The following is a 21,015-nucleotide window of genomic DNA, read 5'->3' as shown; positions in this document are numbered from 1 at the left end:
AGCGCCTCGTTGCGACCTGCAGCGCAATGGAATGACGGGCTTCAGCCCGCCGCAGCTTCCTGCGAGCGGCACACGTCGCGCACGAGCGCCTCGTGCTCCGGCTTGGCGACAATGTAGTTGCCGAGGCACAGCGCATCGAGCCCGGTTCGCGTGAAGCAGCTCACGGCCTGCTCCGGCGTGTCGACGATCGGCTCGTTCTCATTGAAGCTGGTGTTGAGAACGATCGGAATGCCGGACTGGCGTCCGAACGCCTCGATCAGGTCGAAGTACAGCGGGTTGGTCTCGCGCTCGATGCTCTGGAGGCGGCCGGTGCCGTCGACATGCGTGATGCCCGGCAGCTGCTCGCGCCACTCGGGACGAACCTTCACGACGTGCATCATGAACGGACTGAAAACGTCCTGCTCGAAATATTTGGCGACCTCGTGGCGCACGATGGTCGGCGCGAAGGGACGAAACAATTCGCGGCGCTTGATCTTGGCGTTGATGAGGTCCTTGATGTCTGACCGGGTCGGATCGCCGAGGATGGAACGGTTGCCGAGGGCGCGCGGGCCCCATTCCGACCGGCCCTGATACCATCCGATCACGAGGCCCGCCCGGATCAGCCGGGCGGCCGCCTCCGGCAGTTCGGCGCGCGACACCTGGTGAACCGGGAAGCCGGAGGCTTCCGCCGCCTTGCACACGACGCTGTCCGAATATTCCGGGCCCCAATAGGCGTGCTTCATGTAGAAGCGCTCCGATCTGCCGGCAACGTTGTGCCAGGCCCACATGGCGGCCCCGATGCACAGGCCGTCGTCGGAGGCGGCCGGCTGGAGATAGACATTCTCGAACGGGGTGTCGCGCAACAGCCGCGCATTCGCGACGCCGTTGAGCGCGCATCCGCCGGCATAGGCGATCTGGTTGCTGCGAACCCGATCGTGAAGCTTCTGGAAGCAATCCATCGCGACGTCTTCGAACCGTACCTGGCACGAACGGGCAATGTCGCGTTGCCGCTGCGTCAACTCGTCGCCGCGCTGGCGTGGCGGGCCCAGCTTTTCGGCCCATTTGTCGGTGTAGAGCGTGCCCGTCACGATCGCGTTGCGGTCGTCCATTCCGCCGCTCTCGCCGCCCGAATGCATTCCGAACCAGCCGGGGGCAAGACGGAACCAGCCGTCATCCGGCGAGCTCACCAGGCTGCGCATGAATTCGGCATAGGTGTTCTCCCCATAGGGGGCAAGGCCCATGACCTTGTACTCCTCGCCGAACCCGTCGAAGCCGATGTACTGACAGCAGGCCGTGTAGAAGAACCCGAGGCTATTCGGCAACGATACCCGATCGAGCACCTCGATGCGGCTGCCTTCGCATCGCGCGGCCATCGCACTCACGAAATCGCCGCTGCTGTCGTAGGAAAAGCCGGCGGTCACGCCTTCGAATGGCGAGCAATAATAGGCGCTCGCGATGTGCGCGATATGATGCTCGATATTGACGACCTTGGCCCGGAGCGAGCCGGGCGCTTCGCCGCATGCTTCCGCAACCCGATCGGCAGTCCCCTTCTCGGCATTGGCGCGGCGCAGATGCTCCGCCACCGCCTGTGCGCCCTGCCAGGGATTTTGCAGGACATACAGGGCCTTGCTCAGCCGATTTTGCTGCGTATCGCGCGGCACTGCGATGAGATCGATGTCCTTGACGCTGATCCCGCCGATCGCAAGGACCGACCTGACCGCGTGTTCCGGAAACGAGGGATCATGCTTGATGCGACGCCCAAAGCGTTCCTCGGCGACAGCCGCGACGACCTTGCCGTCCAGGATCAGCGCGGCCGATGCGTCGGCGTGATTGAAATTCAGCCCCAGGATCGCGGTCATCTGCCCACCCGTCTCCTCTAACGCCCGCCGCACGGCTTGCTGCGTCGGCGCGCGTGTTACGCGGAACGTTATGCGCGAGCCCCGGGCACGCACCTTACGGCCGCCAAGCCCGCAACCTGCCCGTTCGGCACGTTTCGGTCCCGGCAATGCCGGCACGGGATACACCACGTCATATTATGTTACGATGACATGAGAGCATCGCAATGACGTCGCGGCGTCGTGGAGCACCGCGATGACGCGTCATGGTCCGGCCTGCAGCGTCGTCGGCTGCACTGCCAAGAGTTCCTGCAAAGCTTTCGGCAGCATCGCGGCTCCCGCAACGACCTCGGGTGTCTTGTGGAACTCTTTCTAACTGATGTTGTGATGTCGCCCCGATGTCACAGACTAATGTTAACCGAATGTTAACCGCGAGATACCTGCTCGGAACGGCAGTGGAAGCGGCAAATATCTCTGAAATGACAAGGGATTGAACGGTATATTGCCATGAGATCATTGCGCATTCTGCTGGTGGATCTGGCGTTGGTGTCGATCGCGCTGGTTGCCTCGTCGGTGCTCCGCGAAAATCTCGAATTTTCGGGCGATCACCTTCTGGCCCTCATCCCCTACGGACTACTCACGGTATCCACAGCCGCGATTGTGCTGCCCTTATCCGGCGTCACCAGGGCGGTGTGGAGATACAGCTCTCCGCAGAACTATCGTGACATCGTCGCCGCAGTTATTGCGATCGTGGCTGGCGCCGCGGTCCTGACCTTCATCGCCAACCGGCTCGACGGGGTCTCGCGGGCGTTGCCGCTACTCCAGGTACTCATCACCATCACCTTGATGATCGGAGCCCGGATCGCGAGCCGGCTCTGGCATATGCGGCGCACGCCGAGCGATTGGCCGCAGGATGTGGTCGTTCCTGCCGCTGAATCCGTCCTTGTCGTCGGCGTCAACGAACTCGCCGAGCTCTATCTGCACTGCATCACCCGCTATGCCCGCGATCGCGTGCGCGTCATCGGCCTGCTGGACTCGCGGGCTCCGAGGGGACAGTCGCTGTTGTCGCATCGCGTTCTCGGCGCACCGGAAGATGTCGCTGACATCGTCCGTACGCTCGAAGTCCACGGCGTCGTCATCACGCGGATCGCGCTCGCGGTTCCGCTTCGTGAGCTGTCGATCCAGGCACGCGAAGCCCTGTTTGCCATCGAAGCTTCCAACGCGATCCCGCTCGAATTCCTCGATGAGAAACTCGCCTCGGACCGTCCCAGCCGCGAAGCGGCGCGCAGCGGCGATGCGCCGGAGACGCGAACACAGACTTATGCGCTGAACGTAAAAGCTGACGCAGGTCTGGCCAACTCGCCTTATCGCACCGTCAAGCGGGCGCTCGACATCGTCCTCGCGGCGGTCCTTCTGGTGATGCTGGCCCCCCTCATGAGCCTCGTTGCCATCGTCACGATCGTGAACGTCGGATTCCCTGTGCTGTTCTGGCAGGAACGTCCCGGGCTCGGCGCGCAGCCCTTCAAGGTCTTCAAGTTCCGCACCATGGCTGCCGCACATGATGCGCAAGGCCGCCGCAGACTGGAATCGCAGCGGATTTCCGCGATCGGCAACGCGATGCGCCGAACCCGGGTCGACGAGCTGCCCCAGCTGATCAGCATCCTGATGGGGCACATGTCGTTCGTCGGACCCCGGCCGCTGCTGCCGATCGACCAGCCGTCGGATTATTCGGCCCGCCTCCTGGTTCGTCCGGGTCTCACCGGCTGGGCCCAGATCAAGGGTGGACGCGCGATCTCGCCGACCGATAAGGCAGCGCTCGATGTTTGGTACGTCAAGAACATGTCCTTCATGCTGGATATCAAGATCGCCCTCGGCACGATCCCGATGATCCTGTTCGGCGAGAAGGTCGAGACCGACGCGATCGCGCAAGCCTGGCGCGAACTGGAGCAGATGCAGGCCTGAATCGAAACGCACGAGATCGCCGCCATCCCGGCGGCCTCGGCGCGAAGCTTCACGTGTCGTGAAGGCGACATGTTGCTACCATAGCGTCACCTACACATATCATTCAGATCAGCGGAATCTATGTTATGTGGCCCGAGTGCCCGGATATGCGACGTCGCGAGCGGCACATCCGCGGCCTGACCGCGCACGTTCGCTGAGCAAACGAGCCCACTGGTCATGTCCGCCTCCCGTCTCGTCTACATCTGCGACTGGCTCCCGCCCGACTTCGGCGCGGTGGGGCAGTATTCCGTACTGTTCGCCCGCGAACTCGCGCGCGACCGCCGCCTTCACGTCACGCTGGTCGGGCTGACCTCGGGCGAAGCCGAAAGCTCCATCGAACGTTTCGACGGCGGTACGCTCGAGATCGTCAAGGTGCCGGTCCCCGCCTACGACAAGGCGAGGACCTCGGCCCGCATCCGCTGGACCGTCGCAACCAACACCAGGTTGTTGCGGGCTGCCCTGCCCTTCATCCGCAAGGCCGATACGGTCCTCTTCACCGGAAGTCCGCCGCTGTTCCTGCACTGGATCGCGCCGCTGAACGTGCTGCTGCGCAAGCGGCTGATCTATCGCATCACGGATTTCCATCCCGAATGCGCCATCGCCGAACGCGGCAGCGCCAGCCTGTTCCTCAAGCTTGTCCTCGCCCTCACGCTGTTCTGGCGCCGGCGGGTCGACACCTTCGAGGTGCTCGGCCACGACCAGGCGGTGCGGCTGCAGGAGATCGGTGTGGCCAAGGAGCGCCTCGTGCTCAAGCGCGATCCCTCCCCGATCGCGATCGGTCCCGACACCCCGCCGCTCGCCCGCCCGGCACAGACCGAGGGGAAGTTCCTCCTGCTCTATTCAGGCAATTGGGGCATCGCGCACGACACCGCGACATTCGTCAGCGCATACATCGAACACCACAACCAGGGCTCGGGAACAGTCCTGCTCTGGCTCAACGCCATCGGGAAAGGCGCGGCCACCGTCGCCGAGGCACTCGACGCAGCCAAGGTGCCGTACATCCGCACCGACCTCGTGCCGCTGGACCGGCTCGCCTCGCTGCTGCGGACGCCCGACGCGCATCTCATCACCTTGAAGAACGCCTTCGTCGGCTACGTGCTGCCGTCCAAGGTTTATGCCTGCGTCGATTCCGATCTGCCGGTGATGTTCATTGGCCCCACGGAATCCGACGTTCACCTCCTCTGCGACCAGCGCAAGTCCAGCTCGTATGTCCACGTCGATGTCGGCGACAGCGAGCGATGCGCGCAGGCCCTCGAAGATTTCGGTGCGAACCACAGTGCATCGTCATCCAGGAAACTACGATTAGTCAGGAGCAGCGTATGAAGAAGGCATTGGTCTGCGGCGCAGGCGGGTTCATCGGGTCACATCTGGTCAAGCGCCTGAAGGCGGAAGGTTTCTGGGTCCGCGGCGTGGACCTCAAATATCCCCGCTTCAGCCAGACCCCGGCCGACGATTTCATCGTCGGCGATCTCAGGGATCTCGCGGTCTGCCACGAAGCCGTCGATACCCGCTTCGACGAGGTCTATCAGCTCGCCGCCGACATGGGCGGCGCGGGCTACATCTTCACCGGCGAGAACGACGCCTCGGTGATGCACAATTCGGCGCAGATCAACCTCAACATCCTCGAGGCCTGCCGGCGCCGCAACAGTTTTCGCATCTTCTACTCGTCGTCGGCCTGCATCTATCCGGAATACCGCCAGCTCGAGGCCGAAAACGCCGGCCTTGCCGAGAGCGATGCCTATCCGGCGGCACCCGACAGCGAATATGGCTGGGAGAAGCTGTTCAGCGAGCGCCTCTATGCCGCCTACGCCCGCAACCACGGGTTCGAGGCCCGCGTCGCGCGCTATCACAACATCTTCGGGCCCGAAGGCGCCTGGAACGACGGCAAGGAAAAGGCGCCGGCGGCGATCTGCCGCAAGGTCGCGCAGGCCGGCAACCCCGGCGAGATCGAGATCTGGGGCGACGGCGAGCAGACCCGCTCGTTCCTCTACATCGACGAATGCCTCGAGGGCACGATCCGCTTCATGCGCTCGGACTGGGCGGGACCCGTGAATATCGGCTCGGAGGAAATGGTCTCGATCAACCGCCTCGCGGCGATCGCCGCCGAGATCGCGGGCAAGACCATCACGCCGCGCCACGTCCCCGGCCCGCTCGGCGTGCGCGGCCGCAACTCGAACAACAAGCTGATCTTCGAGAAGCTCGGCTGGCGCCCATCGCAGTCGCTCGCGAGCGGCATCGCCAAAACCTATGCCTGGATCGACCAGCAGGTCCAGAAGACGCAGCGCCCCAAGGACGCGCCGAAGCCGGTGGTTCGCCAGCGGGAGATCGTCGCTGCGGAGTGAGGAGCCAGAAGAACGTGTTGATGTCGACTGTGCCGCGTCCGGGATCGGATGCGGCACTACCTTGCGTCAGTATATGTCGGCTAAATCAACGCAGCTTGGTTGATGGCTGCCCCGCCGCTGAGGGCGTTCTTCACCCTCTTTCAAAACCAAAACTCAACGAAAGTGCCAATGTCCTCGGCCCTACCCGTGCGCGACAGCCCGCGCGCGGCTGGCCTCGCCGTCTACCGTGATAACCCGCGGCGGCGGTTCAGCCGGCGCTATCACTGCAACGTTCGGGTCGAATCCCGTCGCGAGCCGCACGGCCTCGCTGACCGGAATCCCGTGGCGCTTGGCCAGCGCCATGATCTCGTCGAGCTTGGCGTCGATCAGGGTGCGATACCAGAAGCCTTGCAGGATGTGGAAATAGTAGCCCTGCTTGCCGTCGAGGAAGCCGAGCCGCACCAAATAGCGGTAGAGGAAGAAGAGCAGCGGACGCACGCCGCCGGGCAGCTTCTCGTAGACGCGCTCCTTGACGAAGCGCTTGAGCTTGGCCTGCCAGGACGCGCTGTGGCGCTGGATGTCCATGTTGCCGCCGAGCAGGCCGCGCGAGGCGAGGATGTCGATCACCTCGCGCGAAGCATAGCGATTGTGCTTGCTGGTCCACCAGTCGAGCGAGTTGAGGTTCTCGTCGACGAGATCGATCGTCGACCGCACCACCTTGCCGGTGACGACGATGTGCTCGTCCATCCAGCGCTGCTCGCAGGAGCCCTGCCCGGCGCGCCAGAGCCGGAGCTGCCAGCTCGGCTCGATCGCGCCCCATTTGATGCGGCGTCCGAGAAACACGATCTGGCGGCGGACGACGATGCCGCCGACGTCGCGCGGCTGCCGCTCCAGCAGCTCGTGCAGCCCGGCCGCCGATGCCGGCGTGAGATATTCATCGGCGTCGATGCGCATCAGCCAGCCGGTCTTGCCGGCGCAGGCCGCGATCGCCTTGTTGGTCTGGGTCGCGTAGTTGATCCAGGGATTTTCGATCACCTCGGCACCGAGGCCCATCGCGATCTCCCTGGTGCGGTCCTTCGAGCCCGAATCGACGACGAGGATGCTCGCGCACTGATCGCGGATGCTCTCGATGCAGCGCGCGATGTGCTTCTCCTCGTCGAGCGTGAGGATGATAGCGTGCATTTCGGTCATCGCGGCCCCTTGAGCCCTGCTGTTTCGCGCCAGCCCGACTTACGGCTGCTTGCGCTCCTGGTCGTCGGACTTGGAGTCGGACTTGGATCCCTGTCCATTGCCGGACGAGCCGGAATCCCGGCCGCCACTGTCGCCGCCGCCGTAGCCGACCACCTCGACGATGAAGACCGAGGCGCGATCGTTGTTGCCGCCGGCGGTCGGCGGCTCGGCCGACTTGGCCGCAGCGCCGGCCGTGTTCGAGGCCGCGCTGAGCGCACCGATGTTCGGAGCCGTGACGGTCGGGATGCCGGTCGCGGTGCCGCCAACCTGGATGTTGCCGGCATTGACCACCTGCACCGCCGCGATCGTGAGGTTGCCGGACACCCTGATGCCGGCTTCGCCAGCATCGACAGTGCCGCGCGGCGCGAGCAGATAGGCGTTGGACTTGCTCGCGAGCTTCGAGCTCTGCACCACGGCAATGCCGGCACCGCTAACGAGGCCGCCGAGATCGACGCTCTGATAGTCGTCGGAGTTGAACACGACCGCTAGGGGCGGGAACGACAGCGTGGTCTGGGCGCCGCGGCCGGCGTCGAGGTCGCCGTTCGAGCTCCACATCAGGATGTCGCCGCCCTGCTGGGTCATGACGCGGCTCGAATTGACCAGCACGCTGGTGTCCGTGAACGTGTTGATGTCGCCACGGCCGAGCGTGAGGATGCCGAGATCGTTCGGCTTGAGCAGAGGATTCGGCTCGATCGCGAGCGAGCCGACGCGGATGGTACCGCCCGGGCCGAAGATCGAGACGTCGCCGCCGAGCCTGGTCTGGATCGTCGCGTGCAGCAGGTCGAGATCGCCGGTGTGCTTGAGCGCATTGGCGCCGTTGGTGCCGCCGCCAAGCGTGTTCTTAGTGTACCCGAAGTCCGACGGGAACATGGTGTTGATCGCCTCGTAACCGCGCTGGTAGTTGCCGGACGTTGCGGACTGCGCCTTGCCGACCGCCTTGAGCTCGGCGAAGAAAACCTTGTCGGCGAAGACGTGCTGAAGATCCTTCGGCAATGCCTGGAAGATGCTCCATGCCTCCGCGTCGCTGCCGGCCGGCCGGCCGATGTTGACGAGGAAATCCTTCAGCTCGCTGATGTAGTTGTGATCGACGCGAGAGGCGTTGGCGGGATCGATATAGGTGCCGATCACGCCGGGATGATAGACGGACTGATTGGTCGCCTGATCCACGGTCGAATAGCCATCGTAGTTGATGCCGTTGGCGACGCCGAACATCGTGATGATGTCGGCGCCGGTGCCAGGCAATTGCTCATTGCGCTTCTTTGCGATCGCATTGGCGGGGCCGAGCAGCGTGACGTCGTAGGTGCCGCTCGAGCCCAGGCCGACATATCGGTTGCCGATCGGCCACAGGCTGGCGTTGCCGATCGAGGCGATGCCTTCCTGGTCCTGGGTATACGCATTGTTGTCGCGCGTCGCGGGCAGGAACGGCCCGAGGTCGCGCCCGGCCTGCACGACGAGGAAACCGGAGCCGGCGATCTGCAGGCCAGGCCCACCAAGGCTACGTCTCGTTCCCCCCCAAATTGAAGGTTGTGTGAGACCTGTAGGCAATGTTCCGGTGGCAAACGCCGGGACGTAATTGTACAGAATGTCGCGCCCTGCCTGAATGGTGGTGACGTCGTCCGCAGCGACGTTCTGGGCGATGAGATTGAGATTGAGAATGTCACGGCCGGCGTAGATCTTCGCCGGCCGGTTGAGTTCGATCCTCGAATAGTCAATCGGCGTGGCCGAAGTGATCGCGCCAGTCGGTATGAAGCTTGTCATGGTCGCCACCGCCGAGACGTCGCCCGACACGGCGTAGATGCGCGCAGGGTTGGTATCGTGATCGTCCCGGTGGGCCAGCAATGCGGAACTGGAGGCGCCTGTCATGCCGTTATTGGGCTGGTAGGGGTCGAACGCCGTATCCAGCAGGGAAGGTCCCGCCGAAATGGACGGCGCGATGGTGGAGAGATTGGTGTACCCCCCCGTCAGATCGATGCTGCCCTGCGCGAGCAACTCAAACGTGCCATTCTGCGAGCCGGTCAGGACGATGCCGGGCAATCCGGGATTGAGAGTCGATGAATTGGTCACGAGCCCGTTTGTGGTGATATCCCCGCCCGCCGCGATAGCGGTGAAGCTCGCAGGGTAGGTCAATCCGGGGTTGCGCCAGGGGGTCGTACCGAAGGTCTGCGGCATCGCGATATTCAGGTTTCCGGTGATCGCAACCAGATTGACCGCGCTATCCGGTCCGTAGGTGTTCATGAGAAGGCCGGCCCCCTTACCCGCGGGATTGCTCTGCGTCGGCGACTGAACGTGCAACTGGGCCGGGTTGACCACGCCGCCGATCGCCATCGATCCGCCCGCGATCATGCTGATCTGGCCAGTGTCCACCGCCAGCAGCGTGTAATTGGGCGCGGTCGTAAGGTCCCTGAGCGTGATCGTGCCCTTGGCATCCACGATGCCGCTGACCTGGATGCTCGCGTGACCCGAGCCTTCGTAATACGAGCCACCCAGCAGATTGCGGCCCGCCCGCACCGTCATGTTACCGCTGCCGTAGAGCTGGGTCTGCGGCGTGCTCAGCGCGCCAAGTCCTCCGGTGACCCGCCCGGTCGTAGGCAGCGAGACCGAAACATCGACCAGATCGCGTCCCGCCACCACATTGACGTTGCCGCCGGCCGAGAGAATTCCCTCCCGGAAGCTGGCGTACTGAATCCACCAGGCAGTCTGCGATCCAATGCTGCCTGAGGCAGGAGCGAACACGCCTGCGCCCAGCGTTGGGGCGCCGGCCGAGTCCGTCGCGCCGGCATGGGAGATCAGCCAGGGTGTATAGTAGGCGTTCCACAGGACGGCGGTTTTAGTGAGTGGGTTCGTCGTCGTGACGTTCCTGTACCCCTTGATGTCCTGCTGCGCGACGACCGATACGTCTCCCGCAGCAACGGGGAATGCTGCGGCAGTCGGTGCCCCGTAGACCACCTCGACGTTGCCCTGCTTCGGGCTGCCATAGCTCAACAGCTGCGGCTCAAGGAAGCCGTTGACATCGGTCACCTTGCCGGACGCATCATACGGGTTGGCGTATCGCGCCGTGTTCACGCCCGCGGCATAGATGACGCCCGGCGCGACGGTATCGGCGAAGCTGACGTCGCGCGCGGCCGCGATCGAGATGCTGCCGGTGCCGGTCCGCACCATGGTCGGAAGATTGAGATCCGCCGCGATGTCCGTGGCCGGGACGTGGTTGTTTACGATGACATCTCCAGCACCACGGCCGCTCACGCTTGCGAGCGGCTGCATCGCGTTTGGATTGGCGCTTCCCATGTCGGCGCCGGCCGTCAGACGGTAGGACCACGAGCCGGGATTGGTGATCGCGATCGGATCGTGCGGCGCAGAGTCGGCATCCCCACAATGGCTAACGCAGACATTGAGCATGTGCGGGAACAGATCTGCCTCATTGAGGTCGAGCGCAGTCGGGCTGATCACATTTCCGGTCGTCTTGTACGGCGCGATCGGAGCCGGTAGGTAATTGTTCAGGTTGTTACCGTCGATTGTGCGTGCAGGAGGTTTAGCGAGATAGGTCCTGACGTCACCCTTGTAGGTCGCGTTCAGGTAGTCCCCGAATTGGAAGAACCCATCGGAGATCGAGGCGTTCACGTTGATGTTGTTGAGGGCGCGCAGTGTCAGCGCGCCGGCTTCGACCCCGTATTTCGGAGCGTCCACGCTTCCGTAATTTGCCAGGTAGCGGTAGACGAAATCGACATAGCTGGTGCTGGGGTCGAACTTATTGTCGGTCGTCAGCTTCCCGACCGTGCCGGCGGCCAGATTCCAGTTGCTGGCGACCGTGATGTTGCCGCCGTTGATGGTCGGATCCGGACTGACGAGTTCGACGCCGGGCCGCAGATGCACCATTGAACCGAGCCGGTCGGCGAGCGGCTTGACCACCCGATCCATCGCACCGCTGAAACCGAAATGCTTGACTTCAGTGCTGGTGTTGTAGGTCAAGTTGCCCTGCACATACTGCCGCAGCGTCACGTTGGCAAACGCCCCCGAGCCCGTCGCCTCGGCCGTATCCATGTCCGCGCTCACTGAAGCCGCCTGCGTCGCGCCGGCGCCGCCACCCGAGAAGCTGAGGGTGGCACTACTGCCGACGGCGTAACCCGCACCGGCATTCGTCACATTGACGCCGACGACCGTCATCACGGTGCTGGCGAAATCGTTGGCGGTCAGATGCCCGGTGAGAATGAGCTTGCCGCCCTGATAGAACAGGATCGTGGATGGCGCGCCGGTAAAGCCGCTGCCGGCGCCCGTGATAGTGAAGGTCGGGACGCCGTTCGCGTCCGTCGTCACGGTTCCGGTCGCCGAAGCGCCGCCCGAGGCGGACTGGATCACCACATTGCCCGAGAAGTTGGGATCGAGGTGATACCAGCCGCTGGTCGAGGCGATCGAGATGCTCTTGAGCCCCATCACCGCGGTGCCCTGGGCCTGATTGGCCGTCGTCGTCAACTGCGCGCTCGCGAAGTCGCTGCTCGTCAAGTGTGCCGTACTGACCAGAACGCCCTGGCTGTAGAAGCGGATCGTCGCCGGCGCGCCGGTGAAGCCGCTGCCCGCATTGGTGATGGTGAAGGTCGGAACGCCGTTCGCGTCGGTCGTCACGGTGCCGCTTGCGGCGCGTCCGCCCGCGGGCGCCTCGATCACGACTTCGCCGACGAAATTGGGGTCGAGGTGGAACCAGCTGCTGGTCGAGGCGATCGAAATGCTCTTGAGGCCGGTCGCCGACATCGCAGGCGCAGAGAAGATCACATCTGGGACTTGGGTGTAGGACCCGCCGCTGCCCGGAGGCACATACACGGTGTTGACCTTCAGGCTCGTCTTCGCCACCGAGCCGCCCGGATCGAGCACGCCGTTCCAGCCGAGCGAGGACGCATCGATTCCGCCCTGGCCGTTGGTGCTGAAGCTGACGAACGACTCGATTGTGACGTCGCGGGCGCCGGTGATCGTCGATCCGATCTCCGTGATGTAGACGTCGTTGCCGCCGTCATTGGGCGCACGGACCAGGACCGTCCCGCCGCTCAACCCGCCCTTGGTGCCGCCATGGACGTCGATGCGCGAGCCCGGCTGGAGGTCGATGCCCGCGTTGCTCTTGGCGCCCCAGCCGATCGCGATCGTCACATCGCCGCCGCGCTCATCGCTGTGCTCGGTCGATGCATTGATGACGCCCGTCGTCAGCAGGTCGATTTCGTTGGCGGCGTAAAGGTTGACCTTTCCACCCGCCTGCCCGGTGCCGTCGGCCGTCTTGCCGGCATAGCCGCTGGCGTCGATCGTGCCTGCGACGACGATGCGTCCGAATTGCTGCGTCGGGTCGCTGCCGTTCCAGGTCTGGTCGTCCGCCGTGAGCGTGACCGAATTGGCCTTGAGCGTGTGGCCTTCGGATAGGATCAGATCGCCGGTCCGGGTGTGGATGTCGACCGCGCCTGTGAAGCCGCCCGCCAGCAACTTGTCCGCGAGCGGATCGAGCGCCACCCTCGGCGTGAAGCCCTGGCTGTCGACCTGAAGCCTGTTGGCGTCGATCAGCAGGCCACCGCCGAGACCGTTGCCGCCCTTGCCGCGGAGATCCCCGAGCACGGTCGCCTGACCGGCGGTCGCGAGAATCTGGACCTGTCCGCCATAACCCATGCCGCCGTCCGGCTGCGCCACATCGATCACGCTGGCGTCGCTGCCCTTGGCCGAAGCGCTGGCGCCGCGCGTGACGACGTTGCCGAGATCGGCCTTCAGCACGATCTTCCCGCCAGGTAGATAGGTCGTGGTGTCGATCAAGTTCTTGGCGTAGCCGCGCGCCGACAAATAGGCGTTGTGGTCGAGCGTGACGTCTCCCGTCGTCGCCTCCAGCGTGATCGAGCCGGACTGCGCCTGGATGACGCTGCCCGAACGCTGCTTGCCCTGATCATCGGCAAAGCCGCCGACGTTGACGCTGCCGCCCTTGACGAGCAAGCTGCCGCCGGTGTCAGCCTTGTCCTTGGGCGCATTGGCGCGGACAGGCGGGCTGCCGGGATCGCCGACGATGGCTTCGCCGATATTGACGGCGCCGGACGTGGCGACGACGAACGATCCGCCGCCCTTCGAGGTGTTGCCACCCACCGAAACCAGCGGCGTGACGATCTGGAGACCGACCACGTCGGCGCCAGTCCCCAGCGTCAGCGCGCCCTGATTTTTGAACAGCACCTGATCGCTGGCAGCGAGGTTCACTTGCGAGAATCCCGCGATCGTCTGGCTGCCGCCCCCGAATACGACATCGGTCGCGGCGATGCTGAGACTTCCGCCGACACCGGCCTGCGCCGACGTACCAGTCGCGCCGCTGGTGTTCACCAGCGTCACGGTGCCGCCGACCTCGATCCTGCTATTGCCGCCGGTGCCCGTGACCGCGCGCGCATCGAGCGTCAGCCCCTGCATCGCCGTCTGGATCAGGTTGGTGCCGTAGAAGGTGATGTCGCCTGCGACGGCGGCGAGCTTCAGGTTCTTCACGCCCGCGAGCTGATCCAGATTGGTCTGGCTCAGGATCACGCTGTCGCGCGAGCTTGCTCCAATTCCGATGCTGCCGCCCGCGATTGTCGCCTGGTTCGCGGTGATAACGGCGGCCGGTGCGTTCGAATTGCCGGTGACGGATTTGTTCAGGACGATGCTGTCCTTGGATGCAGTTGCCTGCATGAACAGGTTGTTGGTCGTGATTTGGGCGCCGGCCCCGATCTCGATGCGACCGACGTTGCCGCCCGGCAAAGTGACAGTGGCAGGACCGCCGCTGCCATCGGCGCCGCGCACCGGGAGGCTGCCTGCCAGCGAGGTGAACTGGATCGTCAGCGGCGACCCTGAGGGTCCCGCGATCGAAATCGTAGAATCCTGAGACGCGACCAACAGGCCGCCAAGACCCTGGCTGTAATAGTTGGACAACACGGTTGTGGACGGGTTGCTGCCGTACACCCCCGGAATGCTAACAGGAATCTTGTTGATATCGGCGCCGGTGATGACGGTGCCGGTGGAATCCAGCGTTCCTCCGAGAGCCGTGGCCACTTGCTGTGCCGTTGTGTAGCCGCCCGGATTTGAGCCGACATAGAAGTTGCGTCCCGCACCCGTATGAACACTCCCGCTGGTCCTGATCACGCTACCGGTGGCGATCGAGATGGTGCCGGTGGCCGTGGGCGCATTGGTGGTGAACTGGGACGTACCATCGAACCAGGTCCCGCTGATGTTGACCTGGAACGACGAGGAGACAGTCTGCTGCGTCGTCGTGCCCGACTGGGTCACGAGCATGATCTCCGGGAGCAACAGCCCGCCGGTCTGCGTCGACGGATCGACTGGCGTATCCACCACGAGCTCGGACGCGGTTCCCGTGATCAGGGTACCCTTGGCCGTGTCGCTGCGCAGGCCGCCGATCAAGACGCTTTCGAAACTGCTGAGCTGGTCGCTCGCAACGACGACGTAGCCAGCGTTCGCGTACGTCTGCGCGTTGACGCTGGGGCTCACCACCGCGAGCTTGCTCACCGAAACATCGAGCTCGCCGCCGCGGCCATCCGTGGCAGGCGCGTTCAACTCGGTTGCAGCAAGAAGGAGCTGCTGTTGCGCAACGATCGCGATGCGGCCCGCGTCGACAGGCAGCCGCGGGATTGCGACGCCGTCGTGATTGGCCTTGTCGGTGAAATAGCTGTTGGCCGAGTTGAAGCTGTACTCGCTGTACTGCTTCCACACCGCGCCGGTCTGGATCGCGAACAGCTCGCTGCCCGACGAATAGGCTCCCGGCCGCACCGACTGGGCGTAGTGTCCCGTCACCAGCACGGTGCCGTCCGGCAGCGTCGTGCCCGATGGGATGTTGCGCCCGAGATTGCTGCCATAGTCGACCACGCGCAAGGCGCCAGGCAGGGTCGCATAGTGCCCCGGATAGAGCGTATAGGTGCCGGCCGGAACGCCGGTGCTGCCGTTGAGATAGATCTGCTGTCCCGCCAGCGGGTAGGCATCCCCCGCCTTGACGGTTTGTCCGGCATCGAGGCTGCGCGCAGTGGTGAAATGGATGTCGTGGGCTGCGACCGGATCGTTGCTCGACGGAACGAGCGCGTAGACGGTCTGGCCCGAGGGGGTCGTCGCGAGCGTGTCGCGCGAGCCGCCCTTGCCCTGGATCCACTCGGCCGCCTGAAGATCGCCGCCGCCGCGCGTATCGATCGTCGCGCCCTTCTTCACCGCAACGCCGCTCGCGTTCAGCACGAGCCCCTTCGAAGGCAGCACTGGCTCCGTCCCGTTAGCCGCAGCCAGCAGAGGGTGGAGACTGGCGTTGTAATACCAGTTCACGCCGTCAATCGTTTCGCCGTAGGGCACGACGGTACCAGCGAGCGTGACCGAGGTCAGGCTGCCGGGCGCAAGGGTCACCGACGTCGTCGGTATCTTCGACGTGTTGCCGGTCGCCGTGCCGTCATCGCCGAGCGTGATTCTGCCGAGCGGGGCGAAGATGTTGCCGTTCTGGTCGATGGTCGCCGCATAGACGCTGAGCGAGCCGCCGGCCGACAGGGGAATGTCGCTGCGTCCGCCGGCAGTGGCCTGGAAAGTGACGTTGCCTGTGGTCTGAATGGTGAAGTCGACATCTGAGACCGGGTAGATTCGCTGCGCGTCGAGGATGAGGTTGGCCCCACCCGCCACGATCTGTCCGCTGAATCGCGGAGCATCCGTCGAGGTCGCGAGACCGTTGGCAACCTTCGGAGTGCTGAGACGAATGTCGCCGGAGCTCCTCAGCTGGATGTCGTTGAAGCCCGCAAACGCGGCGTTTTCGACGTCGATGGTCCGGGCGATGATGACGTCCGATGTCGGATCACCCGCCTTGGTGCGTTCGAAGCCCAGGTGCAGCGAACTGCCGGCGGTGCTGCTGCTGCCGCCCCCGCCCGTGAGCAGCATGTAGGGCGCGGCCAGCGTGACTGTGCTGCCAGACTGTGTGGAGCTGATCGAGCTGGCCGCGACGTAGAGGCGGGACAGGCCGTCGTTGGATGTCCAGGTCACGGAGCCCGAGATCGACAACGGATTCAATGTCGGCGCGGCAATGCCGTAGGTGCTGCCCGACACGCCCGTGAAGATTCGCGCGGCGCCATTTTGCGCCGTGCCGCTGTAGAGCAGGACGTTCTCGAACGCGCTCAGCCGATCGACTGCGGCGAAAATCGAAGACGACGTCCCCGACGCCGAGGCAAGCTGATCGACGAGCGAATTCGCGTTGCCGGCAAGGTTGGCAAGCGTCGCGGGGCCGCCTGCGAGGGTTCCAGCCAGCGCTGCCGTGACATTGGCGGAATCCTGCTGCAGCAGCATCGCGGCGCCGCCGAGCATGAGGGTGCCGCCATTGGCCAGCGGCGTCTTGCCGTCCGCCGACATCACCTGCGTGCCGTCGGCCGAGCGTCCACCCCTGGCTTCGAAGGTGCCGCCCCAGACGAACGCGGCGGCATCGACCTTGACGGTGCCGGCATCGCTCCAGGACTGAACCGTCACCGCGCCGCCGTGGCCGTCCTGGGCCTGGATCGACGTGGCGTAGCCGGATACATCGACCACAGCCCCCTGCTCGGCGACGACATAGGTACCGGATGGCACAGCACCCGGGGTGTAGGTGTTCGCGAGCGTGCCGGCCTGAACGTTCGGCGTGGCAGCTTCGATGGTAAATGTGCCGCCGGTCAGGACCGTACCGCTGACAAGTTGGCCTTTCGGCTGCCCGAAACGAGAGTTCGCCACAAATGTTCCGGAGACGTCGACCTTGGCCTGCGATGCGAGCCAGGTCTTCTGCGCGTTCACGACGACCGTGCCGCCATGATCGATAATGCTGCCGCGCAGCAGCACGTTCTGAGCCGCCTGCTCCCGGATTGGATCCGAAGTCGTGTAGATGGGGATGCCGCCCAAGCTGATTTTCGCCTGCGGATCGGTCGTAATCACGGCGCCGGTGTCCAGCAGGATGTTGTCCGATTTCAGCGTGAGATCGACCGCCTTGCGCTGATCGTCCGGCAAGCGGGCCCGGGACGCGACGTCGGCAATCTTGCTGCCGGTCCCAACCTTACTGTAGTCGGCAATGCTCGAGAGGTTCTGCTGCTGGAGCGTTAGATTCACACCCGCGGCCACGGTGATGGCCGCCTTGGTGCCGGTCCAGCCGTCGGGAGTCGATTCGATCACATAGGCGCCAAACCCGCCGCCTGTCAGCCGCGAGGCTGCGAGCGTGACCGGCGCCAGCCCTGTGCTGGTGGCGGTCACGATACCCGAACTCGCGTCCGCATGCGCGGTGCTGTCGATCGTGATCGTCTTCGCCGCGCCCAGCGTCAGCGTGCCGTTGCGCTCGAAGCCATAGGCCCGCAGCGTACCGTCGAGCTGGATCTGGGCGGTAGTGCCCGTGGTAGGTCGTTCAGGCCCCGAACCACCGTTCGGGTCGCGCCACGCGGCACCCCTCTGATAGGTCGTCAGTGAAATGCTGCCGCCACGGCCGGCCATGACTCCGGTCGAGGCGGTCTTGGCAGTCCCGGTCGAAGAAATGTATCCGCCACTCGAGGCGTCCAGCAGAGATCCCTGCGCGAGCAGAATGCTGCCGGTCGTGTCGGCGCCATTGATAAGGTTGCTGTTGTTGTTCGTCGCAATCGAAATCGAACCGCCGTCGATGTATCCTGGGCCGCCCATCTCGGTCCCGCGCTGGCCGGTGTCGTTGACCCAACGGCCGCTGACGTCGAGGGTGCCCTCGACGACGATATCGTCCTTGCCGGATGCAGTTTGGGCCCGCTGGAAGAGGGCTCCGGTATTAGCTGCGTTGGCAAACGCATAGCCGTCGGTCACGAGACTGATCTGGCCGCCAGCGGCCTTGATGTTACCTGCGACGCTGATGGCGCCGCCGGTTGTCGCCGAGAACGTTCCGCCGGCGGCGAAATTGAGGTCGGGCAGTCCTGCCGCGTCGTTGGCCGAATTGCGCGTGACCAGCAGATCATTGCTGTTGATCTTCAGCAGGCTGAGACCGTAGCTCGACAGCGTCTCGGCTGACAGGATGGTCTGGTACGCACTGGTCGGGGTGAAATCCGCGCCCTTCACAACAGGCGCGAATTCCGGCGGGTCCGGCACGTTGGCGATATGCTTGGTCTGGTTCGTCACGCCCAACCCGCCGGACGTCGAATCGGGGCTTGAGCCGATCACGACGCTGCTCGCGAGATTGAGCGTGAGATATCCCTGCGAGGGGAGTTCGTCGGCCTTGGCTTGCGTGGCGGTGACGCCATTCGTCGCCGATGGTTTGAGCCCAAGGGAGATTTGCCGCTCGCCCGCCGCGGACCCGAAATACATCTGGCCCTGGAGCTGCGGGCTGACGCTGGTGATGTTGATGCCGCCGGCGTCGTGCCCCTCGGTATAGCCGGGCTGATAGGTCTGCGTCGCGGTCGACCAGACCTCCTTCACGCGCCAACGCGAGTGATCGACCGTGAACGTGCCGGCGAGCCCGACATAGGTCATGTTAGGATCGGCGTTCGTCATGCTATATCTGCGGCCGTCGGCCCCGAGCAGGACGCTGGTCGAGACGATGCCCGGCAGATAAGTGACGTTGCCGCCTGCGACGTTGATCACCGAACCGGACTGCGTAATCACGCTGCGGCTGGGAGTCACCCCGTCAATTGCGTTCCGGTCCGTTTGCAGGCTGACGGCGCCGCCGCTCGTCATGAGCTGCTGGATGCTGCGGCCGTAGTTGCTGATCGTGCCACTGGCATCAGCCACCGGTGTTCCGACCCACGTGGTGCCGTCGCTCCGCGTCCCCGACGCGCGGATGTCGATCCACAACGTCTGGCCATCCAATGCGCCGCCGCGCTGCAACGGCATGTCTGCGAACGGGAGGCCGATCGGCTTGAACGGAATGAAATTGTAGCTGGCCGGGAGCAGAACATTCTGCAGCCCCGCGACATCGACGGTTGCGCCGTCCTCGAGTAGGACCTGCTGCGGGCCGGTGACGCTTGCACCGAGCCCGAGGGCGGCGCCCGGCGTGCCAAACAGGGCGGTTGTAGTATTCGTGTAGAGAGAAGAAGCGTTCAACCCAGTTCCGAGGTCGATAGCGCGCAGCGCCACGGTCGCCGAGGGCGCCGATATCAGCCCGCTCGATCCTACGGTGACCGAGGTCTGGGCCGACAGTTCGACATAGGCCGGCGCGAAGCTCTGCACGGTGCTGCCCGTGCCTCCACCTTGCGGCAGGCTGCTGGTCAACGGATCGTCGTAGGGAAGCGAGCTGATGGTGCCTTCCAGGTCGACGCTGGTCGCAGCGCGCAGCAGCACCATGCTGTTACGGGTGATGCCGGTATCCGCCGAGATGACGCCGGTCTTGCCGATCGTGATCCGGTCACCGTTCATCTGGGTGATGCCGCGCGGCGTTTCGATCAGGCCGTCATTGCTGATCAGGCCCGTCCCCGCCGCGTAATTGTTTGTGATCGCGAGGCCGCCGCCATCTTTATACTCGCCCGCTAGATAAACGTCGGAAAACTGGGTGATCTGGAAGTCGGTTCCGCGATAAGTCACACCGCTGGGAAGCACCGCCGAAGGCAGCTTCCAAAAGCCGCCGGAAACCAGGCTGATGCTGCGGGCGGCCACCATGGCGACCTCGCCTGCGGGAGATGAGAGCGTGCCCGCATTGGAGACGTTCCGGCCGAACAGATAAATGAAGCCCGGTGAATCCAGATCGACCGTGCTGGTCTTGATCGACGCACCGGCCTGGACCTTTACGTCACCCCAGCTGTTGTTCTCCAGCGCGTAACCGCCGTCATCCGGTGCGCCCGGCACCTGCGGCGGGCGCGTCGGCGCCACGGAAAACGCGTTCGGACCATTGATGCCGGTACCCAGAAAGAAGTTGTCGCGTGCGCTCTGCGTCATACCCAGCGCACCGACGTCGAGGCTCGAGGCGACCAGCGCATGAACATTGACCTGCGCGCCGGCGCCGAAAATGATGCCGTTGCGGTTGATGACGTAGACACCGCCGAGCGCGCTCATCTGCCCGAGAATTTGTGTCGGGGACCCGGTCGGATCGGTCACGCGGTTCAGCACGGTCCAATCCGCGGACTGCTGCTCGAACTTCACCGACGTGTTGCGGCCGATATTGAACGTCTCCCAGTTCAGGATCGCCTTCTGCTGCGTCTGGGTGATGTCGACCTTGTACTGTCCATCCTTGACCGTTTGGGTGAAGGTCGTGCTGGCGTTCTGCCACGAGGCCGGCGTGTTGAGCTGGAGAGATGAGCAGGAATTGCCGCAGGCACTCTGCGCGGTGACGTCCTTGACGCCGCCGAGCGGCATCAAGCCGCCGGTCGTGACACCGTTGAAGGTCGACTTGAGAGCTTGTGCCGCCGCGGCGGCGTCCTGCTGCGCCTGGCGTGCCGCGGTAAATGCGGCAGCGGCGCGCGCGAGCGAGACTTGCGCCTGCGCTCCCGCGGCTGCGGCCTGCTGTGCCGCCTGTCCGGCAGCCAGCTGAGCCGCGGTGGCCGGGGCCACCGACGAATTGCCCGGAGTGAGACTGCGTGCCTGGGCCTGATGACTGATCAGTCCGGGCAGAATGGCCGTCGAGGTGAGCAGCGCGGCCCGGATGCTGCGCCAGCGAAGCGAAAAGGCCGATGGTTTCCGATCGATCGTCACGCGTTCACACTCCAGCGGGAATGGGCGTTGCTTAGGGCGGCCGCCTCGCC

The 21,015-nt window shown here is 64.6% G+C and carries 6 protein-coding genes; 3 read left to right on the top strand and 3 right to left on the bottom strand.

Annotation, left to right across the window (positions count from 1 at the left end):
• Positions 1–41: 41 nt before the first annotated feature.
• Positions 42–1,838: a carbamoyltransferase family protein gene (locus tag JJB99_RS17010; RefSeq protein WP_200499799.1), complete on the bottom strand. Its 1,797-nt coding sequence runs from the start codon at positions 1,836–1,838 to the stop codon at positions 42–44.
• A gap of 483 nt (positions 1,839–2,321) precedes the next feature.
• Here JJB99_RS17010 and JJB99_RS17005 point away from each other — a divergent pair, with 483 nt between their 5' ends.
• From JJB99_RS17005 to JJB99_RS16995, 3 genes are all read left to right on the top strand, one after another.
• On the top strand, positions 2,322–3,776 hold the full coding sequence (locus tag JJB99_RS17005; RefSeq protein ID WP_200499798.1) for a sugar transferase: 1,455 nt from the start codon (positions 2,322–2,324) through the stop codon (positions 3,774–3,776).
• 216 nt (positions 3,777–3,992) lie between these two features.
• Entirely contained in the window at positions 3,993–5,138 is a 1,146-nt protein-coding gene (locus JJB99_RS17000) for a hypothetical protein (protein WP_200499797.1), read from the top strand.
• On the top strand, positions 5,135–6,157 hold the full coding sequence (locus JJB99_RS16995; RefSeq protein ID WP_200499796.1) for an NAD-dependent epimerase/dehydratase family protein: 1,023 nt from the start codon (positions 5,135–5,137) through the stop codon (positions 6,155–6,157). Before JJB99_RS17000 ends, JJB99_RS16995 begins: the two co-directional genes overlap by 4 nt.
• Positions 6,158–6,337: 180 nt before the next feature.
• Here the strand turns inward: JJB99_RS16995 and JJB99_RS16990 are convergent, their stop codons facing one another.
• Together JJB99_RS16990 and JJB99_RS16985 are read right to left on the bottom strand one after the other, a co-directional pair.
• The gene (locus tag JJB99_RS16990) at positions 6,338–7,327 is read right to left on the bottom strand and encodes a glycosyltransferase family 2 protein (RefSeq protein ID WP_200499795.1); all 990 of its coding nucleotides are present in this window, start codon (positions 7,325–7,327) and stop codon (positions 6,338–6,340) included.
• 39 nt (positions 7,328–7,366) lie between these two features.
• Positions 7,367–20,965 (bottom strand): filamentous haemagglutinin family protein, encoded by a 13,599-nt coding sequence (locus tag JJB99_RS16985; protein ID WP_200499794.1) that lies wholly within the window; start codon positions 20,963–20,965, stop codon positions 7,367–7,369.
• Positions 20,966–21,015: the final 50 nt, after the last annotated feature.

The sequence above is a fragment of the Bradyrhizobium diazoefficiens genome (assembly GCF_016616235.1).
Classification (GTDB): domain Bacteria; phylum Pseudomonadota; class Alphaproteobacteria; order Rhizobiales; family Xanthobacteraceae; genus Bradyrhizobium; species Bradyrhizobium diazoefficiens_H.
This window is presented reverse-complemented; position numbering and strand designations above follow the sequence as displayed.